This is a genomic window from Microbacterium sp. BDGP8 (assembly GCF_029991045.1).
In the GTDB taxonomy this organism is placed as follows: Bacteria; Actinomycetota; Actinomycetes; order Actinomycetales; family Microbacteriaceae; genus Microbacterium; species Microbacterium plantarum.
Genome location: NZ_CP120712.1, coordinates 40,344 through 60,090, shown reverse-complemented (window position 1 = coordinate 60,090; position 19,747 = coordinate 40,344). Strand labels below are relative to the sequence as shown.

18 protein-coding genes and 1 tRNA gene are annotated in these 19,747 nt (G+C 66.2%); 10 read left to right on the top strand and 9 right to left on the bottom strand.

Annotated elements, in window-relative coordinates:
• Positions 1-77 precede the first annotated feature (77 nt).
• The 4 genes from P6897_RS00285 to trxB form a co-directional block, all read right to left on the bottom strand.
• Entirely contained in the window at positions 78-479 is a 402-nt protein-coding gene (locus tag P6897_RS00285; protein WP_282501772.1) for an arsenate reductase ArsC, read from the bottom strand.
• Positions 480-490: 11 nt separating this feature from the next.
• Positions 491-1,480 carry a metalloregulator ArsR/SmtB family transcription factor gene (locus P6897_RS00280; RefSeq protein ID WP_282501771.1) on the bottom strand — a complete coding sequence of 330 codons (990 nt, stop codon included), beginning with the start codon at positions 1,478-1,480 and terminating at the stop codon, positions 491-493.
• Positions 1,480-2,499: an ACR3 family arsenite efflux transporter gene (gene arsB / locus P6897_RS00275; protein WP_348997238.1), complete on the bottom strand. Its 1,020-nt coding sequence runs from the start codon at positions 2,497-2,499 to the stop codon at positions 1,480-1,482. The genes P6897_RS00280 and arsB overlap by 1 nt, the downstream gene beginning before the upstream one ends.
• A gap of 71 nt (positions 2,500-2,570) precedes the next feature.
• A complete protein-coding gene (gene trxB / locus P6897_RS00270) occupies positions 2,571-3,533 on the bottom strand; it encodes a thioredoxin-disulfide reductase (protein ID WP_282502613.1) in 963 nt (320 codons plus the stop codon).
• A gap of 74 nt (positions 3,534-3,607) precedes the next feature.
• Between trxB and P6897_RS00265 the strand changes: the two genes are divergently transcribed.
• Positions 3,608-3,997 carry a low molecular weight phosphatase family protein gene (locus P6897_RS00265; RefSeq protein WP_282501769.1) on the top strand — a complete coding sequence of 130 codons (390 nt, stop codon included), beginning with the start codon at positions 3,608-3,610 and terminating at the stop codon, positions 3,995-3,997.
• A gap of 45 nt (positions 3,998-4,042) precedes the next feature.
• On the opposite strand, the gene P6897_RS00260 is transcribed toward P6897_RS00265, so the two are convergent.
• Positions 4,043-5,356, bottom strand: coding sequence for an FAD-dependent oxidoreductase (locus P6897_RS00260; protein WP_282502612.1), 1,314 nt, complete (start codon positions 5,354-5,356; stop codon positions 4,043-4,045).
• A 90-nt stretch (positions 5,357-5,446) separates the two neighbouring features.
• On the opposite strand from P6897_RS00260, the gene P6897_RS00255 reads away from it, so the two are divergent.
• Together P6897_RS00255 and P6897_RS00250 are read left to right on the top strand one after the other, a co-directional pair.
• Entirely contained in the window at positions 5,447-5,797 is a 351-nt protein-coding gene (locus P6897_RS00255) for a metalloregulator ArsR/SmtB family transcription factor (RefSeq protein ID WP_282501768.1), read from the top strand.
• Complete coding sequence (locus P6897_RS00250; protein WP_282501767.1) at positions 5,794-6,297, top strand: GNAT family N-acetyltransferase; 504 nt, start codon at positions 5,794-5,796, stop codon at positions 6,295-6,297. Before P6897_RS00255 ends, P6897_RS00250 begins: the two co-directional genes overlap by 4 nt.
• Before the next feature lie 281 nt (positions 6,298-6,578).
• On the opposite strand, the gene P6897_RS00245 is transcribed toward P6897_RS00250, so the two are convergent.
• Positions 6,579-8,522, bottom strand: a complete 1,944-nt coding sequence (locus P6897_RS00245; RefSeq protein WP_282501766.1) for a hypothetical protein — start codon at positions 8,520-8,522, stop codon at positions 6,579-6,581.
• 267 nt (positions 8,523-8,789) lie between these two features.
• Here P6897_RS00245 and P6897_RS00240 point away from each other — a divergent pair, with 267 nt between their 5' ends.
• The 5 genes from P6897_RS00240 to P6897_RS00220 all read left to right on the top strand — a co-directional run bounded on the left by P6897_RS00240 (position 8,790) and on the right by P6897_RS00220 (position 15,160).
• Positions 8,790-9,266 (top strand): DUF2975 domain-containing protein, encoded by a 477-nt coding sequence (locus P6897_RS00240; protein WP_282501765.1) that lies wholly within the window; start codon positions 8,790-8,792, stop codon positions 9,264-9,266.
• Positions 9,266-9,484, top strand: coding sequence for a helix-turn-helix transcriptional regulator (locus P6897_RS00235; protein ID WP_023953394.1), 219 nt, complete (start codon positions 9,266-9,268; stop codon positions 9,482-9,484). The genes P6897_RS00240 and P6897_RS00235 overlap by 1 nt, the downstream gene beginning before the upstream one ends.
• Positions 9,485-9,604: 120 nt before the next feature.
• On the top strand, positions 9,605-11,077 hold the full coding sequence (locus tag P6897_RS00230; RefSeq protein WP_282501764.1) for a DUF3375 domain-containing protein: 1,473 nt from the start codon (positions 9,605-9,607) through the stop codon (positions 11,075-11,077).
• Positions 11,070-11,804, top strand: coding sequence for a DUF4194 domain-containing protein (locus tag P6897_RS00225; protein WP_282501763.1), 735 nt, complete (start codon positions 11,070-11,072; stop codon positions 11,802-11,804). Before P6897_RS00230 ends, P6897_RS00225 begins: the two co-directional genes overlap by 8 nt.
• Complete coding sequence (locus tag P6897_RS00220) at positions 11,801-15,160, top strand: SbcC/MukB-like Walker B domain-containing protein (protein ID WP_282501762.1); 3,360 nt, start codon at positions 11,801-11,803, stop codon at positions 15,158-15,160. Before P6897_RS00225 ends, P6897_RS00220 begins: the two co-directional genes overlap by 4 nt.
• Here P6897_RS00220 and P6897_RS00215 read toward each other — a convergent pair.
• Together P6897_RS00215 and P6897_RS00210 are read right to left on the bottom strand one after the other, a co-directional pair.
• Positions 15,096-15,854 (bottom strand): hypothetical protein, encoded by a 759-nt coding sequence (locus tag P6897_RS00215; RefSeq protein ID WP_282501761.1) that lies wholly within the window; start codon positions 15,852-15,854, stop codon positions 15,096-15,098. The two genes, P6897_RS00220 and P6897_RS00215, sit on opposite strands and share 65 nt — an antisense overlap.
• A gap of 337 nt (positions 15,855-16,191) precedes the next feature.
• Positions 16,192-17,010, bottom strand: coding sequence for a hypothetical protein (locus P6897_RS00210; RefSeq protein WP_282501760.1), 819 nt, complete (start codon positions 17,008-17,010; stop codon positions 16,192-16,194).
• 510 nt (positions 17,011-17,520) lie between these two features.
• Here P6897_RS00210 and P6897_RS00205 point away from each other — a divergent pair.
• Positions 17,521-18,879 carry a hypothetical protein gene (locus tag P6897_RS00205; protein WP_282501759.1) on the top strand — a complete coding sequence of 453 codons (1,359 nt, stop codon included), beginning with the start codon at positions 17,521-17,523 and terminating at the stop codon, positions 18,877-18,879.
• A 9-nt stretch (positions 18,880-18,888) separates the two neighbouring features.
• Entirely contained in the window at positions 18,889-19,371 is a 483-nt protein-coding gene (locus tag P6897_RS00200) for a hypothetical protein (protein WP_282501758.1), read from the top strand.
• 265 nt (positions 19,372-19,636) lie between these two features.
• Here P6897_RS00200 and P6897_RS00195 read toward each other — a convergent pair.
• Positions 19,637-19,720, bottom strand: a tRNA-Leu gene (locus tag P6897_RS00195).
• Between the last annotated feature and the right edge of the window lie 27 nt (positions 19,721-19,747).

Here is a 19,747-nt window from a genome sequence, read left to right as displayed (position 1 = left end):
TGCCGGAACCGCGGCTTAGATCAGCGGTGATCGCCGGGTGAGCGCTCCGGCCCTTCTCTAAACGTAGCTGAGACGTCTCAGACGAGCTCGCTGACGAGCTGCTGGATCCGTTCACGGATGTCGTCGCGGATGGGGCGCACCGCGTCGATACCCTGCCCGGCGGGGTCGTCCAGCTTCCAGTCCTCGTAACGCTTGCCGGGGAAGAAGGGGCACGCGTCTCCGCAGCCCATGGTGATGACGACGTCGGAGGCCTGCACGGCCTCGGTCGTGAGCACCTTGGGCTGCTCAGCGGTGATGTCGATGCCGAACTCGGCCATCGCCTGAACAGCGGTGGGGTTGATCTGGTCGGCGGGCATCGACCCCGCGGAGCGGACCTCGATGCGGTCGCCGGCGATGTCGCGCAGGAATCCCGCGGCCATTTGGGAGCGGCCGGCGTTGTGGACGCAGACGAAGAGGACGGAGGGCTTGGTGTCGGTCATGGTGGCTCCGGTCAGCGGGCGGGGGTGAGTGTGGCAAGGAGGGCGTCGACGCGGCGGGCGATGTCGTCGCGGATCGCGGCGACGCCTTCTGCGGAGGCGAGGGCGGGGTCACCGACGGTCCAGTCCTCGTAGCGGACGCCGGGGATGATGGGGCAGACGTCACCGCAACCCATGGTGATGACGACGTCAGCTGCGCGCACTGCGTCATCGGTCAGCGGTTTCGGGAACCGCGGTTCGTCGTCGCCGAGGGTCAGCTCGTCGATGAGGGGCTGCACATGGGGGTGGATCTCAGCGGCCGGGGTCGATCCGGCCGAGCGCGCCACAACGGCGCCGCCCGAGCGCTGATTCACCAGCGCCGCGGCGAGCTGCGATCTACCTGCGTTCGCGACACAGACGAACAGCACCTGCGGCTGTCCCTGCGTGCGGTCACGGGTGATGTCGGTGAGCCGTTGGTGCGCGAACCGGTCGGTGAGCGACAACAGGTGGTTCTTCACCCGAGCGCTTTTGGCCAAGGCCGTGTACGACTCGCGGACGATCGTCGCCACCAGGCTGCCGTCGAGCTGCGGGTAGTCCTGACCGAGCGCTTCGGCCAGGTGGGCGAGAGCGTCGTCGACGTTCTCGAGCCCCGCGTGCTCAGCGCGGACGGGGGCCACGGCGGCGGGCGCGAACGAGTCCAGCAGCGTCGTCACCGCCGGGCGAAGGGGCGGGGCGATCCGATACCAGACCCACGTGCCACGCCGCTCGGAGGTGAGCACGCCGGTGTCGCGGAGCACCTTGAGGTGGTGCGACACGGTGGGCTGGGACACCTCGGCCAGTTCCGCGAGGTCGCACACGCACGATTCACCGCGCGCGTCGGTGGCAATCGCGGACAGCATCCGCAACCGCAGCGGATCGGATAGTGCTTTCAGCGTGGTGGCGATCGCGGTGGCCGCGTCGTCCCCGATCGCGTGCGTGGGGGACGGCGCGCAGGTGTCTTCTGCGGTAGTGGCGGGAGCGCTCATCATCGAGTCCTTTCCAGGGCAGGTTCGGGAATCGCGTAGGGGTCGGTGTGGAACCATGCCCGCGCGGCCCACAGTGAGACGTAGACCAGGCCGACGAGCACGGGGACCTCGATCAGTGGCCCCACGACACCGGCGAGGGCGTGCCCGGACGTGGCGCCGAACGTGCCGATCGCGACGGCGATGGCGAGTTCGAAATTGTTGCCGGCCGCGGTGAACGCGAGCGTCGACGAGCGGGCGTAGCCCAGGCCGAGGGTCTTACCGGTGATGAGGCCGGCGAACCACATGATGGCGAAGTACACCAGCAGCGGGACCGCGATCCGCACGACATCGAGCGGCCGTGAGGTGACCTGTTCCCCCTGGAGGGCGAACAGCAGCACGATCGTGAACAGCAGCCCGTACAGCGCCCACGGTCCGATCTTGGGCAGGAACGAGCCCTCATACCAGGCGCGGCCCTTGCGGCGTTCCCCGATAAGACGGGACGCGAACCCGGCGACCAGTGGCACGCCCAGGAAGATCAGCACGTTGAGCGCGATCTGCCACACGGACACGTCCAGGCCTTGGCTGTCGAGGCCGAGCCAGCCGGGGAGGACGGTGAGGTAGAACCAGCCGAGGATCGAGAACGCGATGACCTGGAACACCGAGTTGATCGCAACAAGCACGGCCGCAGCTTCCCGGTCACCGCAAGCGAGGTCGTTCCAGATCACGACCATGGCGATGCAGCGTGCGAGGCCGACGATGATCAGTCCCGTCCGGTACTCGGGCAGGTCCGGCAGGAACACCCACGCCAGGGCGAACATCAATGCAGGGCCCGCGATCCAGTTCAGCGCCAGCGACGAAACGAGGAGCTTCTTGTCGCCGGTCACGGCGGCGACCTTGTCGTATCGGACCTTCGCGAGCACCGGGTACATCATGACCAGCAACCCGAGCGCGATCGGAATCGAGATCCCACCGACCTCAAGGTGTGACAGCAGTTCGGACAGCCCCGGGATGAACCGGCCCAGGAGGATGCCGCCACCCATCGCCAAGCCGATCCACAGCGGTAGCCACCGGTCGAGGGTCGAGAGGCGGCGAGTAGCGGGTGCTGCGTTGCTCACGCGAAAGCCTCCGCCAGGGCGGGAACATCGAGCGTGGCGAGGTAGTGCTGCGCGTCCTGTGCTGCCGCGCATCCGGTCCCGGCAGCGGTGATCGCCTGCCGGTAGGTGTGGTCGACGAGGTCGCCGGCGGCGAAGACCCCGGTGAGCGAGGTGCGCGTGGAGGGGTGGTCCACCAGCACGTAACCATCGGCATCGGTGGTGACCTGGCCGGTGACGAGTTCGGAGCGAGGGTCGTGACCGATAGCAACGAACACGCCCGTCACGGGGAGGTCACGCTCAGCACCGGTAACGGTGTCCCGCAGGCGAACTCCGTGCACCTTCTCTTCCCCCTGCAACGCAGTGATCTCGCTGTTCCACGCGACGTCGATCTTCGGGTGCTCCAGCACCCGCTGCGCCATGATCTTCGACGCTCGGAACGAGCTGCGGCGGTGCACGACGGTCACTTTCCGAGCGAACCGGGTCAAGAACAGTGCCTCCTCCATGGCCGAATCACCGCCACCGACCACGACGATGTCCAGGCCCCGGAAGAAAAACCCATCGCACGTCGCACACCACGACACGCCATGACCCGACAGGCGCTCCTCGTCGGGAAGCCCGAGCTTCCGGTACGCCGACCCCATGGTGAGGATCACCGCGCGGGCGTGGAACGTCTCCCCGGCGCCGGTCTCGATGACTTTCGTGTCGGATTCGAGATCGACGCGGATCGCGTCGTCGAGGAGGATGCGGGCGCCGAAGCGTTCGGCCTGCCGGCGCATCGTGTCCATCAGCTCCGGTCCCTGGATGCCATCGACGAACCCGGGGAAGTTCTCCACCTCCGTAGTCGTCATAAGCGCACCGCCCGCAGTGACAGAACCGGCGATGACAACGGGGGCGAGCCCGGCCCGCGCCGCGTACACCGCCGCCGTGTAGCCCGAGGGGCCCGACCCGACGATGACCAGCTCAACCTCTTGAATCGACATATATCTATATTGACAGGTGCCTATGCAAGACGCAATCCTGATCATCGACACCGCAACGTACCGAGGAGAGCCGCATGAAACCGACCGTCCTGTTCATCTGTCAGCACAACGCCGGCCGCTCTCAGCTCGGCGCCGCTCTCCTCGAGCACCTTGCAGGGGGCCGCTTCACCGCAGCGTCCGCCGGTCTCGCCCCGGCCGAGACGGTGAACCCTGCCATCGCCGCGACCGTTGCCGAGCTGGGAATGGACATTACGGGGCGCGTGCCCCGCGCGGTGACGCCTGCTGACTTGGAGGCTGCCGATGTCGTGGTTCTCATGAAGCCCGGGTTGGCGCTGCCCAGCGCTCCGCGCGGGGAGGTTCTGGAATGGTCCTTCCCCAACCCTGAGTCCTGGGATGCCGACGCGGTCCGTCCGTTGCGCGAAGCGGTGTCCAACAAGATCCAGGCGACTCTCCTTACCCGCTGAGCTGACAGTGAGGGGGCAGGCCGCCGGCCTGCCCCCTCTGCGTTCTCATACCGATGCCGGCGCCCGTCCGATCTGCAATACCGGAGGCGCGCAGCACGCCCCGCCTAGCGACGCCCCGGATGCATCGAACAGCCCTGCGCCGCCGCAAACACCAGTGTCCGGGAGGACGAGCTCGACGCGGCGGGCGGCTTCGCGGTCGCCCGCGATTTCAGCTGCAACGCTGCGGACTTGCTCGTACCCGGTGAGCGCGAGGAATGTCGGCGCACGGCCGTAGGACTTCGCCCCGACGAGGTAGAAGTCAGGTTCGGGCTGGGCGAGGTCGCCGGCGCCGGTCGCGGCGACGGACCCGCAGGAGTGCACGTTCGGATCCACCTCCGCGGCGATCCGAACCGGCGCCTGCAACGTCGGGTCCAGCTCCAACCGCAGCTCGGAGAGGAACGACAGGTCGGGGCGGAAGCCAGTGAGCACCACCACCCGGTCGGCCGTGAGAGTGCGACCGTCCTCCGCGACTAGGACGGGGCGCTCACCGTCACGGGTCACGCGTTCGACCCGGAACCCGGTGACGAGGGATACCAGGCCGGCATCGACGTGCTCTTTCGCCTTGATCCCCAGCGCGCCGCGTGCGGGCAGCTCGTCAGCGTCGCCCCCGCCAAAGGTGTTCCCAGCGGTGGCTCGGCGTAGCGCCCAGGTCACCGTCGTCGAGGGGTCCCGGCGAGCCATGCGGGCAAGGGCCAGCACGGCCGTCACGGCCGAGTGTCCCGAACCGATGACAACGGTGTGCTTGCCGGCGAAACCAGCACGGTCACGAAAGTCGGGGATACGGTACGAGAGCAGGTCCGCGGACGCCGCCTCACCGATAGCGGGGAGCCCGTCAGCTCCCGCCGGGTTGGGGGTCGACCAGGTGCCGGATGCGTCAATCACAGCTCGGGCTTGCAGCCGATACTCCTCCCCCTGAGCAGGCGAGACGTGAACGGTAAACGGCTGATCCCCGCGGCCAGCATCAACAAGTCGGTCCCGGCCGAGCCGCGAAACTCCCATCACCCGGGCACCAAAGCGAACGCGATCACCCAGGGCGGCAGCCAGGGGCGCGAGGTACCTCTCAATCCACTGCGCCCCAGTGGGGTACCCCGTCGTCGGAGCCTGCCACCCCGAGCCGTCCAGGAGACGAGCGCCCGCCGCGTCGATCAGCTCAGGCCACTCGGAGAACAGCCGCACGTGCCCCCATTCCGCAACCGCAGCCGCAGGAGAACTGCCAGCCTCAAGCACCACAACGGGCACACTTCGCTCAAGCAAATGCGCGGCCGCGGCACGACCCTGAGGACCCGCGCCGATCACAGCCACCGGCAAGACGTCTTCCACAGCAACCTCACTCATCCATTGACGAACATCGATGGGTAGAGCATCATCGATACATCGACGACTGTCAATACGACGTGAGAGGATCGCAGTATGACTGCACAGCTCCCGCTCCTTCCTCCCGCGGAAAGCGAATCGTGCTGCGCTCCTGTGACCGGGGCGGTGATTTCGCTTGAAGACGCTGAGCGCACCGCTCGAACATTCAAAGCACTCGGCGACCCCACCCGCGTACGCCTGCTGTCCTTGATCGCCGCATCCGCGGACGGGGAGGCGTGCGTCTGCGATCTAACCGAGCCCGTAGGCCTATCGCAGCCGACCGTGTCACACCACATGAAGCAGCTCGTCGACGCCGGTCTCGTTACCCGCGAGCAGCGCGGCCGATGGGCCTACTACCGCGTCATCACCGACGCTCTCGACGCCGCATCCCGCGCCCTCCGCGCATGAGCGACATCGCCGTACGGGCCCTGACCGAGAGGGACTGGCTCGAGGTCGAAACGATCTACCGTGAAGGCATCGCCGCCGGAAACGCGACGTTCGAAAGCGAGCCTCCATCCTGGGCCGACTTCGACCAAGGAAAGCTCCAGGTTGGCCGACTCGTCGCCACCGATCCCGCCGGCTCAGTCCTCGGCTGGGTTGCCGCATCCCGCGTCTCTGCACGCGAGGTCTACCGCGGAGTCGTAGAACACTCCGTCTATGTTGCCGATCGCGCCCACGGGCGCGGCGTCGGCACGGCACTTCTCACCTCCTTCCTGCGCGCAGCTGACGCCGCTGACATCTGGACGGTGCAAGCAAGCATCTTCCCCGAAAACACCGCCAGCCTGGCCCTTCACGAGCGTGCCGGCTTCCGCCGCATCGGCCACCGCGAACGCATCGCGTACATGACCTACGGCCCCTGGGCTGGCAACTGGCGCGACACGATACTCATCGAGCGCCGCCGCCCCTAAGGCACGTCAAAACCCCCTGCCGAAACCGTTTGTCCCGAAACCGGGTTTCGATACGGCCCTGAGTTTCGGCAGGCTTCCGCGGCGCACGACTCGACCGTCCCAGAAACGATCGTTATCGGTCGGCACGCGTCTCGCCCAGTTCATGCGACCGAGTGAAATGGAACACCCCTGCCGCGACGAGGGAGATGCTGGCGAACCGCCCCAACAGTGGAGGGTGGAGCAGCGCCCCCACTCACGGAGCACGGCCGGGACCGCCACGATCAGGAGCAAGATCGGCCCTTCTAGGGTGTTCCCGTGGGGAGAACCAGTGATTCCCCGCTCGGTAGTATCACCGGCCCGTCTCCAACCACCGCCCCGTCCAGTTCGAGACCGCCGTGAACGGTGATCGCGGCTCCCGGTAACTCGATCACTCCATCACCGGAGATCTCTACGTCGCGAAGAATCACGTCCGATAGTCGACTGATCCGCGCAATGCTCAGGTTGGCCCGGCCGCCGCTTATCTGAGCGTGGCTCACGTCGACAGTGCCATGGTTCTCCACCCTTGTATGGGAAAAGCTGATCAGGCCCGCTTTCTGAATCTTCACGAGAGTGAGCTTTGCGGAGCCTCTGTAGCCGATCCGCGCCTGATCGAGTCGGATAACGCCCGCGACATCAGCCCGAGCCAGAAGGACTTGCCCGTCGTACTGCACGGCCAGCTTCCGGAACGACAGCGCCCCACCATGCCGGATCACCGAGCCCGAGAATGTTAGAACGCCCTGATCCTGCACCGTCGCGTCGTCAAAGAAGACGCGACCTCCATCGAGCACGTGCAGGCGGACGAATCGCAACAGGCCTCCGCGACCGATGTGCGCGCTCGCGAAGCTCACGCTGCCGTGGGGGAGGATGACGGCCCCGCTGAGGTCGACAGTGAAGTCGATGTGGGCGCCAGCGAGGTTGATCGTCCGGTTGTGCCAGCCGGACTCGGAACCGTCGTACAGGTGGTTGCGAATAACCGTGTAGCCGGCTTGCTTGACTGCGACTTCCTGGGGGGTGGTGCACTGCGCCCTCCGACGTTCCTCAGGAGTGGGCGAGTCGTCTGGATCGAGTTCATCATCCGGCGGGAGGAGCATGTCGTCGGAGCGAGGAGCACGAAGGTAGCCCGCGAGAACCTCGATACAGACCTGTACCTCGTCGGGCTTCTCGAATGCGTGCCAGTCATCCGCGAGGGAGCCGAGCGCGAACAGTGCCGCTTGCCGGTTCACGGGCGATCGGTCACTGAGCAGCTGAACGGTCGTCACGAAGCGCTCTCGCAGGGTTCGCTCTGTCTCAACGCGCCACTGTGCATCTACTTCCTCCCGGCGCGATTGCTCCCGCGCCCGGTCGTCGTTCAACCGATCAAGGTCGCGCTGGGCCGCCTCGCGTTCCTGGTGGTGGCGAGAGAGGCTGATCCCGACACCAATAACGGCAGCAACCCCGCCGATCGAAAGTAGGACGAGGTTCCCTGCTGAGCCCAGCAGTTTGCTTCGCTCCAGGTCGTCGAGGTCCGGCAGCCAGTTGTTCAGCAGCTGTCGTGGAAAGTTGATGACAGCGTAGAGAGCGACGACCAGGTAGACGACTACGCCAATCGCTACGAGCCGACCGTAGTTTCTGCTCAACCAGCTCGGCTTCTTCGGTGTGGGGGTGCTCTCATACCGATTGCGGCTGAGCGCTCGAGGCTCACGCCGCATCTTCACCCCTCGGGGCCACGCCTGCCCCTGCGGTACAAGACCGGGGACATCTGCGCTGTAGTCCTGAGCGCGCCCTTCGCTGACCGCGACGGCGACGAGTGCCTTGCCGGCTTGGTCAAGGGCGGGCGTGAGGAGCGGAGCGATGCCCCGTCTGAGCGCTCGACCGCGCTGCGATCCAGGTTGGGCGGTGGTGTGGCCTGCGACGTGCCAGGCGTCGCGTTTGGCCGTGATCGCAAGCGTGGCGTCCCGCTCGGGGGTCATGTAGTACCTGGTGTGGCGGCGAAGTGCGATCATCGCCGGGTACATGAGAGCGAGCGCTGGCGCCCCAATGATGCAGGCCACAAACATCAAGGCTGAGAAGCGGCGTGCACGCTTCGTGCTTTTACGGCGCTCGGCGCCGTGGGTGAAGCCGCGGAGCGTCCAGCCGAGGATGCGCAGACCGTCACGGATTGGGCGTGCGTCGGGGTAGCCATTGATGGCGGGGGTCTGCGCGTCATGGTGCGATTCTGCCGCCGCCACCTGACACATGCTTCCCCAGCTGCTCGCCGGTGAGCCATTCGGAGAGCCGGTTGATCTCGCGTGCGGCTTGATCGGGGTCGGCGTGGACCCCTCACACGGTTCGCAGCCCGCCGGGAACGATCGTTTATGGCCGGCCATCGCCAGGCACTTGGTTTGCGCTGTGAGGCCTGCTGACCCGGCCGGCATCCCGGCCGCTACGCGTCCAGGGGGTAGGCGCCTATCGAAAAACGATCTATCGTTTCTCGATACTTAGTGAAGGAGCGCGATATGAGCCGGACCCTGATCGCCACCGCCAAGATCGTCTTCGCCGTACTTGCCCTCATCGGGCTCGCGCTCCAGCTCTTCATCATCCCCGCGAACGTCGCCGGCCTCGCCAGCGCATACGCGGAGGTCGCCAGTATCGCGCCCGCCATCATCGGGTGGGGAGCCTTCGTCATCGCCTGCGGTCAGGCAGCGGTCATCGTCACGTGGCGCTTGCTCGATCTTGTGCGCGACAACAGCATCTTCACGACCGACGCCTTCACGTGGGTGCGCGCGCTGACGTGGTGCCCCGCCGCGATCGGGCTCAGCACCCTCGCGATGTTCGTGGTGCTCAACGCCGCGCATGTCACGCCGCCGGCGCTCATGCTCGGCATGCTCGCCGCGATCGGAGTCAGTGCCGCGGCGACGTTGATCCTGGCCGTGCTGTTCACGCTGCTTCGGCAGTCCGCCTCCATGCAATACGACCTTGCGGAAGTCATCTGATGCCGATCGTCGTCGACATCGACCGGCTCATGGACGAACGCGGCATGACCGTCGCTGAATTGTCCGCGGCGATAGGAATCACGCCAGCGAACCTTGCCGTGCTCAAGAACGGTCGCGCGAAGGCCGTCCGCTTCTCCACGCTCTCTGCCCTCTGTGAGGCGCTCTGCTGCCAGCCCGGCGACATACTCCGATACGACAACGCCCCAGCCGTCACGTAGGCTCGGGCACCCGCCGGTGTCTTGCATCCGGTCGCCTGACGTGCGGATGGCGAGATCCGCCGACGCTCGACTGGATCTGACCGACAGTTCGATGTCGGCGCGCCGGATACTGTTGCATGGATGGGAAGTACTCGCGCTGAGGCCGCATATGTGCGTGCGTTGTCGGCGTTCCGTACCCCCACGCTCGATCTCCTCCACGGCCGCTACGCGCCGTTCGTGGTCGCAACGCTCTCACTCGTCTTCTCCGTCGACCGGCCGTCCGTCGAGATCTCGGATGCGCATGCCGAGGTCGCCGAGATCGTCGACGAGCTGCGTGCAGCCGGATACGACGAGGACGATCGCGCGCTGCCGGCCGGTACAGCCCGCGAGATCTGTCGCTACTGGGTGCGGGTGGGATGGCTCGTCCCCCAGATCGACGGCGACGTCGAGGTCTACCGGCTGACGGCCCACGCGGTGGGCGCCCTGGAGATCACCGGACGCACGACCGGCGGACGCACCCGAGTCTCGAACTCCCGTGTCCGCACCCTCCTGGAAGCCGTCGAGCGGCTCTCAGACCACGCTGAGACTGACCCTGAGGTGCGCCTCGCGCGCCTCATCCGGGAACGCGATGCCCTCGACGCCGAGATCGCGCGCCTCCAGGTCGGGGAGTCCGAGCCGATCGACGATGAGCAGCTCCTCGAAGAGGCGGAGAACGTGCTGCATCTCGCGCGCGAGCTGCCCGCCGACTTCACGCGCGTCGCGGAGTCCATTAAGGCCATGCAGCGCGATGTCATCGCCGACCTCCGGCGCGACGTGCGACCCACCGGCGAAGTGCTGCGCGAGTACCTGCAGCGCGGGCAGTACGTCATGCAGTCGACGCCGGAAGGCCGGGCGTTCGCCGGCGCGCTGAAGCTGATCGGCGATCCCGAGCGCATCGACAGCCTCACTGACCAGCTGCACACCCTGCTCACACAACCCTTCGCGCGCCTCATGGACACCGAGCAGCGCGCCGAGCTCGACGCGATCTCACGGCGCGTGGAGCTCGGCGTCGAAGAGGTTCTGACCGCCCAGCGTCGCGCGTCGCGCGTCATCACCGCCCAGGTGCGCACGCACGACCCCATCCGCGATCGCCACGTCGACGATCTGCTGCGCGATGTCATGGCCGGTCTGCAGGCCTGGACGCACAGCACGTCATCCGAGGCTACCGTCGACATGATCCGCAGCCTGCCCACAGCCGACATTCGCCACCTGCGGCAGTCGACGACCGACATCCGCCCACCGCGTGCGCCGGCACCGCTGTCGGCGTCCGACGGAGACGCGGAGATTCTGGATGCCGATACACGCGCGTGGGGCGGTCCGCGCTACGCCGAGCTCGAGGCTCACGTCGCTGCCCTCGGCGAGGAGTTCGATCTGGGTGAGGCCTTCCTCGCCGCGGACGACGACGTGCGCCGTCCGGTCGACCTGGTCGGACTCCTCGAGATCGCCCACCGCAACGGCATGCGCGAGAGCGACGACCTCTCGGTGGTCGAGGCGCGCCGCCCCGACGGGACGACACGGCGCTTCGCGTTCGGATCCGTGACCGCCCGCACCTCGAAGGAGCCCGACGATGACTGACACCGCCACCCTCGGCACAGCCGACAGCGAGGCTCCGGTCGACGGCGCGTTCGTCGAGCCCGCTGCGATGGAGGACGACCTCGGCGAGCTCTTCCCCGGCGATCGCGGCGTTCTCGATCCCGCGGTGCGCCGTGTGCTCGTCCACCTGCTGCAGCGGCGGTTCGTGCTCGCGGACCGCAACCGGGAGGAGTGGACAGCCCTGCTCGACAATCAGCAGCTCGTCGAGTCACGGCTCAACGACCTGTTCGTGCGGCTCGTGATCGACCACGACCGCGGCGTCGCGTACAAGCAGCAGGTGCGCTCGGACGAGCTCGATGTTCCGATCCTGCTTCGGGACGCCGCATACACGCGGTCCGAGACCCTCGTCCTCGTACACCTGCGCACGGTGTATCAGCGGGAGTCGGCGGCCGGGGAGCCGGCCGCCCGGGTCGACATCGAGGACGTCGAGCAGACCGTGATGAGCTACTTCGCGGATGCCGACGGCGACACCGCGAAGCGGCAGAGACTGATCCGCAAGGCGATGGACCGGCTCGCTCGCGACGGCATCGTCGACGAGGAGACGACGGGACGCTTCCGCATCAGTCCGCTCGTCGAGATCGTCCTCAGCGCCGAGAAGCTGCGCGAACTGCGCGATTGGCTGCGCGACCGGTCGGACGCGGACGACACCGCTGGCATCACCGCCGACGAAGACGACGAAGACGACGAACCTCAGGAGGAGCAGCTGTGACGATGCTCGAGACGCTGTTCGGGCTCATCCCGGCGGCATCCCGCGGCCAGCAGTGGCTCGCCGAAGACCTGCAGCTCATCAACTGGGGCGGCTACGAGGGCGCCCATCGTGTGCGCTTCTCCCCCGGCGCCACGCTTCTGTGCGGCGGCTCGGGGTCGGGCAAATCGACGCTGATGGACGCGTACATCGCGCTCATGATGCCCCACACCACTCCCTTCAACGGCGCCTCGAACGGTGGCGTCACCGGGCGTCCGCGCGGCTCCGAGCAGCGCAACATCCTGTCCTACGGCCGCGGCAAGATCGACGAGTCGCGCACCGAGGACGGCACGAAGATGACTGTCCTCCGCGGCGACGGCGAAGACACCTGGACCGCCGTCTCGATGACGTGGATCGATCACGACGGGTCGCAGTTCACAGCGGTGCGAGCCTGGTACATCCCGGCCAGCGCGCGTGTGCTCGAAGACACCGTGCGCGTGCGGGCGACGACCGATCGGGCCTTCGACCTCCGTTCGCTCGAACCGGCCGCCGTGCAACGCCTCTCCGACGCCGCCGTGCGCGACGCCGGCCTGGAGCCGGTGGGAACCGACCGCGAGTTCTCCGCCCGCCTGCATGCCGTGCTCGGCATCGGCGCCGCGGGGGCGGGGGCCAAGGCGATGAACCTGCTCGCGCGCATCCAGGCGGGACAGCAGATCACGACCGTCGACGACCTCTACAAGCGTCTCGTGCTCGAAGAGCCCGAGACGATGGAGACCGCCGACGCCGTCGTCGCGCACTTCGATGGACTCGAGAGCACGCGCATGCGCATGCTGACGGCCCGGCAGCAGGTCACCGCGCTCACGCCCATCCCGCAGCTGCGCGCCAAGATGGCCGCCGCCGCCGAGCGGGTGAACCTGATTGACGAGGTCGGCTCCTTCTCGGATGCCGGGTCGCTCGCCACGCTCTGGCGCGCGGATCGGCGCCTCGGGATGCTGCGCGACGTCGAGACCGAGCTGAGTGGGCGCAAGAACGCGGCCGAGGTCACGCTGCGCGAGAAGCGTGCTCTTGCAGACGGCGCCGAGGCCGAGCGCGACGGCCTGATCGACGTGCTCCGGCTCTCCGGCGGTGACCGCCTGGCGACGGCGCAGCGCGAACTGCGCGAGGTGGAGCGGCGGCTCGCCGACGTGCGGCGTCACCGCGAGGTGTTCGACACCGCCGTCAAGAGTCTGGGCGTCGAGCTGTCGAACCGCGACGAGTTCACGGCGTTCATCTCCCGCGCCCGTGCAGAGCTCGTCGACTCCGATGCGAAGGCGCGTGCTCGGTCGGCCTTTGCTGAAGCCGCATCGACGGCGAAAGCCGCGCGGATCGAGTTCGCCGAACTCGAGGCGGAGGCTCAGCGCGTGGCCTCGCGCCACGGCAACATCCCGCCCGCTCTGCACGAGTCGCGCGAGCGGCTGGCGGAGGCCGCCGGGCTCACGACCGCAGACCTTCCCTTCGTCGGCGAACTCGTCGAGGTGCGCACCGAGTTCGAGCCGTGGCGCGAGGCGTTCAACCTCGCGCTCGGCGGCTTCGCGACCACGGTACTGATCGACACCGCTCACCTGGGACGGTTTCGCGCGGCGATCGAATCGGTCCACACCCCCGTGCGATTGCGCTTCGAGGGCGTTCACGCGGGCATGGAGCCGGTCGCCAACCTCGACCCGCAGACGCTCCCGGGGCGTCTCGACTACCAGAGCTCGCCGTTCACCGGTTGGCTGCAGGAGCGGCTCGAGACCCGCCACGGATACGTCTGCGTCGATTCCAGCGCCGAACTGCCGAAGCATCGCATGGCGCTCACGATCACGGGACAGGTCGCGCAGGGCAACCGCGGCGCGCACGGTGGCCACGGTCGCGAGAACGTCCTCGGGTTCTCGAACGAGCGACGCCGGCACGACGTGGCACGGCTCGTCGACGACGCCCGCCGCCGTCTCGACGACGCCCTGCGGGAACGGAAGACCGCGGAGACCGAGCTCGACACCGTCGATTCGCGCCTTGCCGTGTACACCAAGATCACCGACCTGACCTGGGAAGAAGTCGATGTCGAGGCGGTCACCACGGAGCGGGATCGCTGGATCACCGTGCAGAGCGACGTCACAGCCGCCAACCCAGAGATCGCCGATGTGCAGCGACGGATCTCCGACATCAAGGACCGGATCTCCCACCTGCGCGACGAGATCGCCCGCGTGTCGATCGAGCGTGATCAGATCGAGGCGCAGTGGGCCGAGGTGATCGACGACGTCGATTCGGATCAGTCCGTGCTCGACGACGCCGAGCGGGCAGAGCGCACCCTCACCGCCGCGCAGTCCGCGTTCCTCGACGAGCGATTCCACCTCGATGGGCCGACCTCTGACGGCACTCCGTCCGAGGCGCTGCACCGCTTCTCCGCAGCACTCGCGACCGCCGCGCAGCGCCTCGCAGAAGACCGACGCGCGGCTGTCGACGCGCTCGACGAGAGCCGGGAGAGCCTGCGACGCATCATGGTGAGCTTCCTCGAGCGGTGGCCGAATCCGAACCTGCTGCCCGACCCCGACACCTCGATCGACGACTTCGAACGCGCTCTCCAGGCCCTCGAGACCAGTGGACTGCACGAGCTCGAGTCCGAGTGGCGCGACAGCCTGCTCAAACTGTCGGGCAACGACCTCACGAACCTCGACTCGACGCTCAGCCGATCGATCCGCGAGATCCGTGATCGCATCGACCCGATCAACCGCATCATGCAGGACCTCCCGTTCTACGACGACGACCATCGCCTGCAGATCACCACGCGCGAGAACCAGTCCGAACCTCGCCGTCGCTTCCGGCGCGAGCTGCGCGAGGTTCGCGGGCTGATCGAGAACGCCACCACAGATGATGAGCGCGAACACGCGTACCGCCGGATGTCGCGCCTCATCGGGCATATGCGCCGGTCGGCGCCCGATTTCGGCGACCTCATCGACGTCCGCAACCACGTTCGCGTGAGCGCAGAGCGCGTGGATGCCGTGACGAAGAAGCATGTCGCGCTCTACGACCACATCGGCGAGAAGTCCGGCGGAGAGTCGCAGGAACTCATTGCGTTCATCGTCGGCGCGGCCCTGCGCTACCAGCTCGGCGACGCGAGCGCCGAGCGCCCTCGCTACGCCCCCGTGTTCATGGACGAGGCCCTGATCAAGGCCGATGCACACTTCACCAAGCGTGCGATCGGAGCGTGGCGCGGACTCGGCTTCCAGCTCGTGATCGGCGCCCCCAACGACAAATACAGCGCCATCGAACCGCACGTCGACGTCGAGTACGACATCCTCAAAGACACGCGCGGCCGCTCATGGGCCAAGCCGAAGGTCGCCCTGGAGGCCCCGGCGTCCTGACGGCGCGCGGCATCACCTTGTCGAACCGGAACATCAGCTCCGCTACGTCCTCGTCCCCCTCGATCGCAGGGCTTTCTCCTGCCGGCGCCTCGCCGGGGTGTTCGAGCGGATGCCCGGGGTGGAAGCCGCACACGTTGACGTAGAAGTGGCGCACCGTGTCCAGCAGACGTCGAGCACGGGTGACGCGATCGGCGCAGGGGCGCGAGTCGAATCGCTCGCTCGCTCGCTCGCTCGTGAAACGGTTCCGGTGACGGCCAGCACGGGCGGCATCGTCCTGGTTCGCACTCGCGTCACCGACGCGCAGGTGCGACGCAGCCGGGTCGACGTCGACGTGCACGCACAGCGGCGCGTCGCACCGATGCAGCAGCATCACGTCCGGGGAGAGATCCACGCCGGTGAGGTGTGGGTAGAGGAACAGCTTCCACATCGCCTGAGGGAAGTCCTCGATCGACGAGTGCCTCAGCACCACCTCGTCGGACCCCTCACGGGTGGTCACCGACATGTACCCGGTCTCCACACCGTCCGTGCGCTCGATGATGACTCGCGTCTTCGCGACCGGGCTCCACAGCAGCTCGGCCATGTCCTGGTGCTTCGGGTCCATGCCGCCTTGGAAGTAGGGGATCGGCTCGGGAGTCGGGGCCTCGTAGGCCCAGTAGCGGAGGGCGTCGCCCAGGGTGCGGGACGTGTTGTTCATGGTGAGTCTCCTTCGTTGTTCTTGGTCGGTGTCAAAGCAAGAGAACGAAGCGACGGAACGAAGTGCCACGACGCAGCGGTAAGCGGACTGAGGAGCGAAGCGACGAGGGAGCATTAAGGAGACGAGGGAGCATTAAGGAGCGGAGTCGTGGCACGCAGAGACAGAGCGTAGTTATCGTGGCGAAGCACCGAACCAAGAACAACGAAGGAGACGGGACCTCCCCACCACAACATCAGCAGCGGTGGAACCGTCTTCGCTGTCCCCCAAGACATCGCATGAAGCGGCCCGTTCGGGCTGTCTACCCAGTAGAGGGTCTCCTCGTGCTGGCAGCGTTCGTTCAGACGACGAGATGAGTACCGTTACGACTCAGCGCGATGGTGAGGAGTCGCATCAGATACTGAAGAGCGATCCGACAGGTGCCGGCTGCCGCGCCGAAGCTTGACGTCATCCAGACCGTCGCGCCCGTCTCGCTCGTGGCCACGACCTCGCGGTCGAGCAGGTGGTACATAGCTGACCTCCTGCCATGCGCAATCCCACTCGTGAGCTTCCAGCTCACGAGCAGAGAGAAGGGGTAGTCCCCTGCGGGTTCCTGGGCTGCTCGTAGGCGTTCGGAGATGCTCGGGGGATTGAGGCTCCGCCCCTTTATGCCGGAGCGGGCATCGCACAACTCGCGCAGTCTCATGACGGTGGCGTCATCGGAAGTCAGCCTCGCCTCTGAGCCTTGAATGACTGAGTTCAGACCGTGTTCGTCTCTGCGGTTCTCGTAGGAGAGCTGAAGGGTCCGAAGAACGCGAGTGTCGCGTGCCCTCGAACCGATCATCCAAAGGCCGACTCCGGCTGCCTCGAGCGCGTTTCGAGTGAGCCCAAAGTGGGCCGACATAGGCATGGTCTGCGCGTCCTGGATCACGAGCTTCACCGTTCGCAGGTTGTCGAAAGCCACGCCTACGAAGGTGCCGAGCCACTGGGAAGTGGGCTCGTAGGGCGTGGCTCTGTCGTCCCCTGCAAGAGCCGTACCCGGGCGAACCTCGAAGCCACTCCACATAGCGTGCAGCGCCTCGATCTGCGCGAACGAGGCGAAGAGCGCGGACTGCAGCTCGTGCTCTTGTTCCGGGGATTCACGACGATGAAGGTCGTCATACCCACTCGGACGCGCCATACCTGCAGCGTTCCGGCGCGAAACAGTTTCGGCAGGGGGTTTCGCCGGATCAATCCTCGGCGTGTGGGGCCCTGCGTCCTTCAATTCGTGCTCCTGGACAGGTGGCGTTGTTGCCGGCAAGTGGGCGGGCGCGGCGAAGTGATGGGTTCGCCGCGACGGGGCGACTCAGCCGTCGATCTGCCCGGTGGCGATGGCCATGGCGCGGCCTACGATTTGGAAGGCCATGTTGAAGCCGAGGAGAGCGCGCGTGCTGCTCCTTTTCATGCACGCGTGGCGACGGACTATCTCGCGGCCTCACAGAGCTGCGGTCCGTAGGGGGTCCTGGCAGATTCCTCAAGACCGTGCGGACTGTATCCTCGCCCCCAGGGGCGGTGATCAGAGCGCGATCGAGCCGCTAGTAGCGCTCTACTCGCACACTCTTCTTGCCACCGAACAGGCCTCTAGTATTTACCACGCTAGTTCTGACAAGCTGAAGGCAGGAGCCTGTACCTCGGTTCCGTAGGTAATCCAATGGAGGACACCGTGACAGTTCAAAACTGCCGAAGACCGCTCGCGATCGTGAGCGTCGCTATCCTGGGGGGCGCATTCCTCACGGGATTCGTCGGGTCTGCCGCGCAAGCGAACAATGACCAGGCCGGAGAGATTGTGGATGCGGTCGCTGCCGAGCGGGGCGTCTTTCGCACCATCAGCGGAGACCCTATCACCGTGGAGAACGACGACCACGAGTTGGGCGAGCGGGTAGTCACCGGGGTGACGGACGAAGAGACACCCGTCCAGATATTCATCCAGTCCAGCGCGATCGCTGAAGCGGACCGCGCAAAGGTTGAAGAAACGATGTCGGCTGTACCTGAACCCGCGGACTTGACCTTCTCAGAGGAACCACCTGGTCCCGTTTCCGGCGAAATCGAGACAGATCCACTTAGTGACGACCCCATGGATTGGGAGGTCGTGAGTGTTATCGCCTTCACCGATTCGACCGCATCGTTCGCGTGGCCCGAGAAGGAAACCTTCTCCGTGTACGAAGGTGACTCGCTCCTTGGCGTCAGCGAGGACGGACTGTTCGTGACGCATCGTCTTGAACCAGAGAAGTCGTACACCTTCAGCATGATCGCGGCCTCACCGACCGCCAGATCCTCGGATGACCAGGTGAGTACGGCGTCCCGGACTATCACGTTCCAGACCTTCACGGGGGTTGCAAGCGAGGATCAGGAGCGCCTCATCGAACCTCGCACATACCAGCCGTGGTACAACCAGTACGTGCACAAGACGTTCATCCCCGATCTGCGGGTGGGCGGGCTCCAGTGCAATCTGAATCATCCGTTCGACGAATGGCACTTCGGTGGTGATTTCCGGACCTACGAGTTCCCGGCGCCCGAGACTCCCTGGGGGGTTGCCAACTACCGAACAATGATGTTCGTCAACGTCAACTGGGACAACCCCGCGCCCTACAACATGAGCTGGGTGAAGGATGTGGGATCTACGAGAATCTATAAGAATGGCAACCTCGACCGAACTCTATACGCGAACATGGACTCGATGACGTTCCACGACGCGCAGGCGAACTCGAGTTACGCTAAGATTCGCCTCCAGCACTATGGAAGCAATCCCGGGTGCGCGCTTCTCGATTTTGAGTACAGCGGGGCGATCACCTACGGCGAAACCGTCGAGTTCTACCGCAGCGGCACGATCTCTGTCGATGGAAGCAGGTTCCGCGCTCCGGCACACGAGATGTACGGCGGGTTTACGCCTCCTAACGGCAGCCACACCATCTGGAAGACGATCGCGCGGTTGCCGAACGATGGGTTCGAGTGCCTGCTTGGGCCACTCGCTTGCTCCCCCGGCTTCTACGAGCAGAGCGCGTCCTACTAGTCTCAGATCATGGAACGTGAGGTCGCCACCGCGAGGGGCGTGAACATGCTTTGCATGGGCATGGTTCTCGCAGTGGCGACCTTGCTCTTAGTGATCGCAGACTGGATCGTTGCCGGCGTCAATATCAACTCGATACGAGTTGACGTTCTCCATCCGGTGGCGATGTTCACGGTTGGAGTCGGAGTCAGATTTCTCGGGTCGATCATCACGCGCAACGCCACCAGGGTGCTGCATGTGATGGTCGGAGACGTCGCCGCGGTCTTCGTCGGGTTGCTCGCGTTCTTTCTCGTCGCCGCAGCGCACGATCAGGCGAACATCGTCACGCTCGCAGCGATCATCCTCACGATCATCGCTCTCCCGACCGCTGCCATCACATCATTGATCGCAAGCAGCGTCGCCCGGTCCCGTTCAGCGGTGGCCGTCATGGGTAGCGTGAGCTTGTGTTTACTTCTCTGCGCTGTAGCCGCACAAGGCATTGTCTACTGGGCATAGCGCGGAGCGCGGCGAGTTCGCGAAGTACGCCGCGACGGCGGCGGCGGATACCCCAGTGCCTCGGTACCCTCACGCCCGAGGAGGCGGAGTGCTAGGCGAGCCTCCCGACGTCGGGCGCTGTCACCGTCCGACGAATCGAACAGGAACGCATCCCCGTTGCGGATGCCCGGACCGCGTCGCTTCAAGTCCTAGCGAAACAACGCTGAGCCCATACGAACGCCGAAGGCCTCCGCCGGTTTCCCGGTCGGAGGCCTTCGTCTCACTGTGCGCGAGGGGGGACTTGAACCCCCACGCCCTTGCGGGCACTGGCACCTGAAGCCAGCGCGTCTACCTATTCCGCCACTCGCGCGAGAACGTGTTTCCACGAACTCAACTT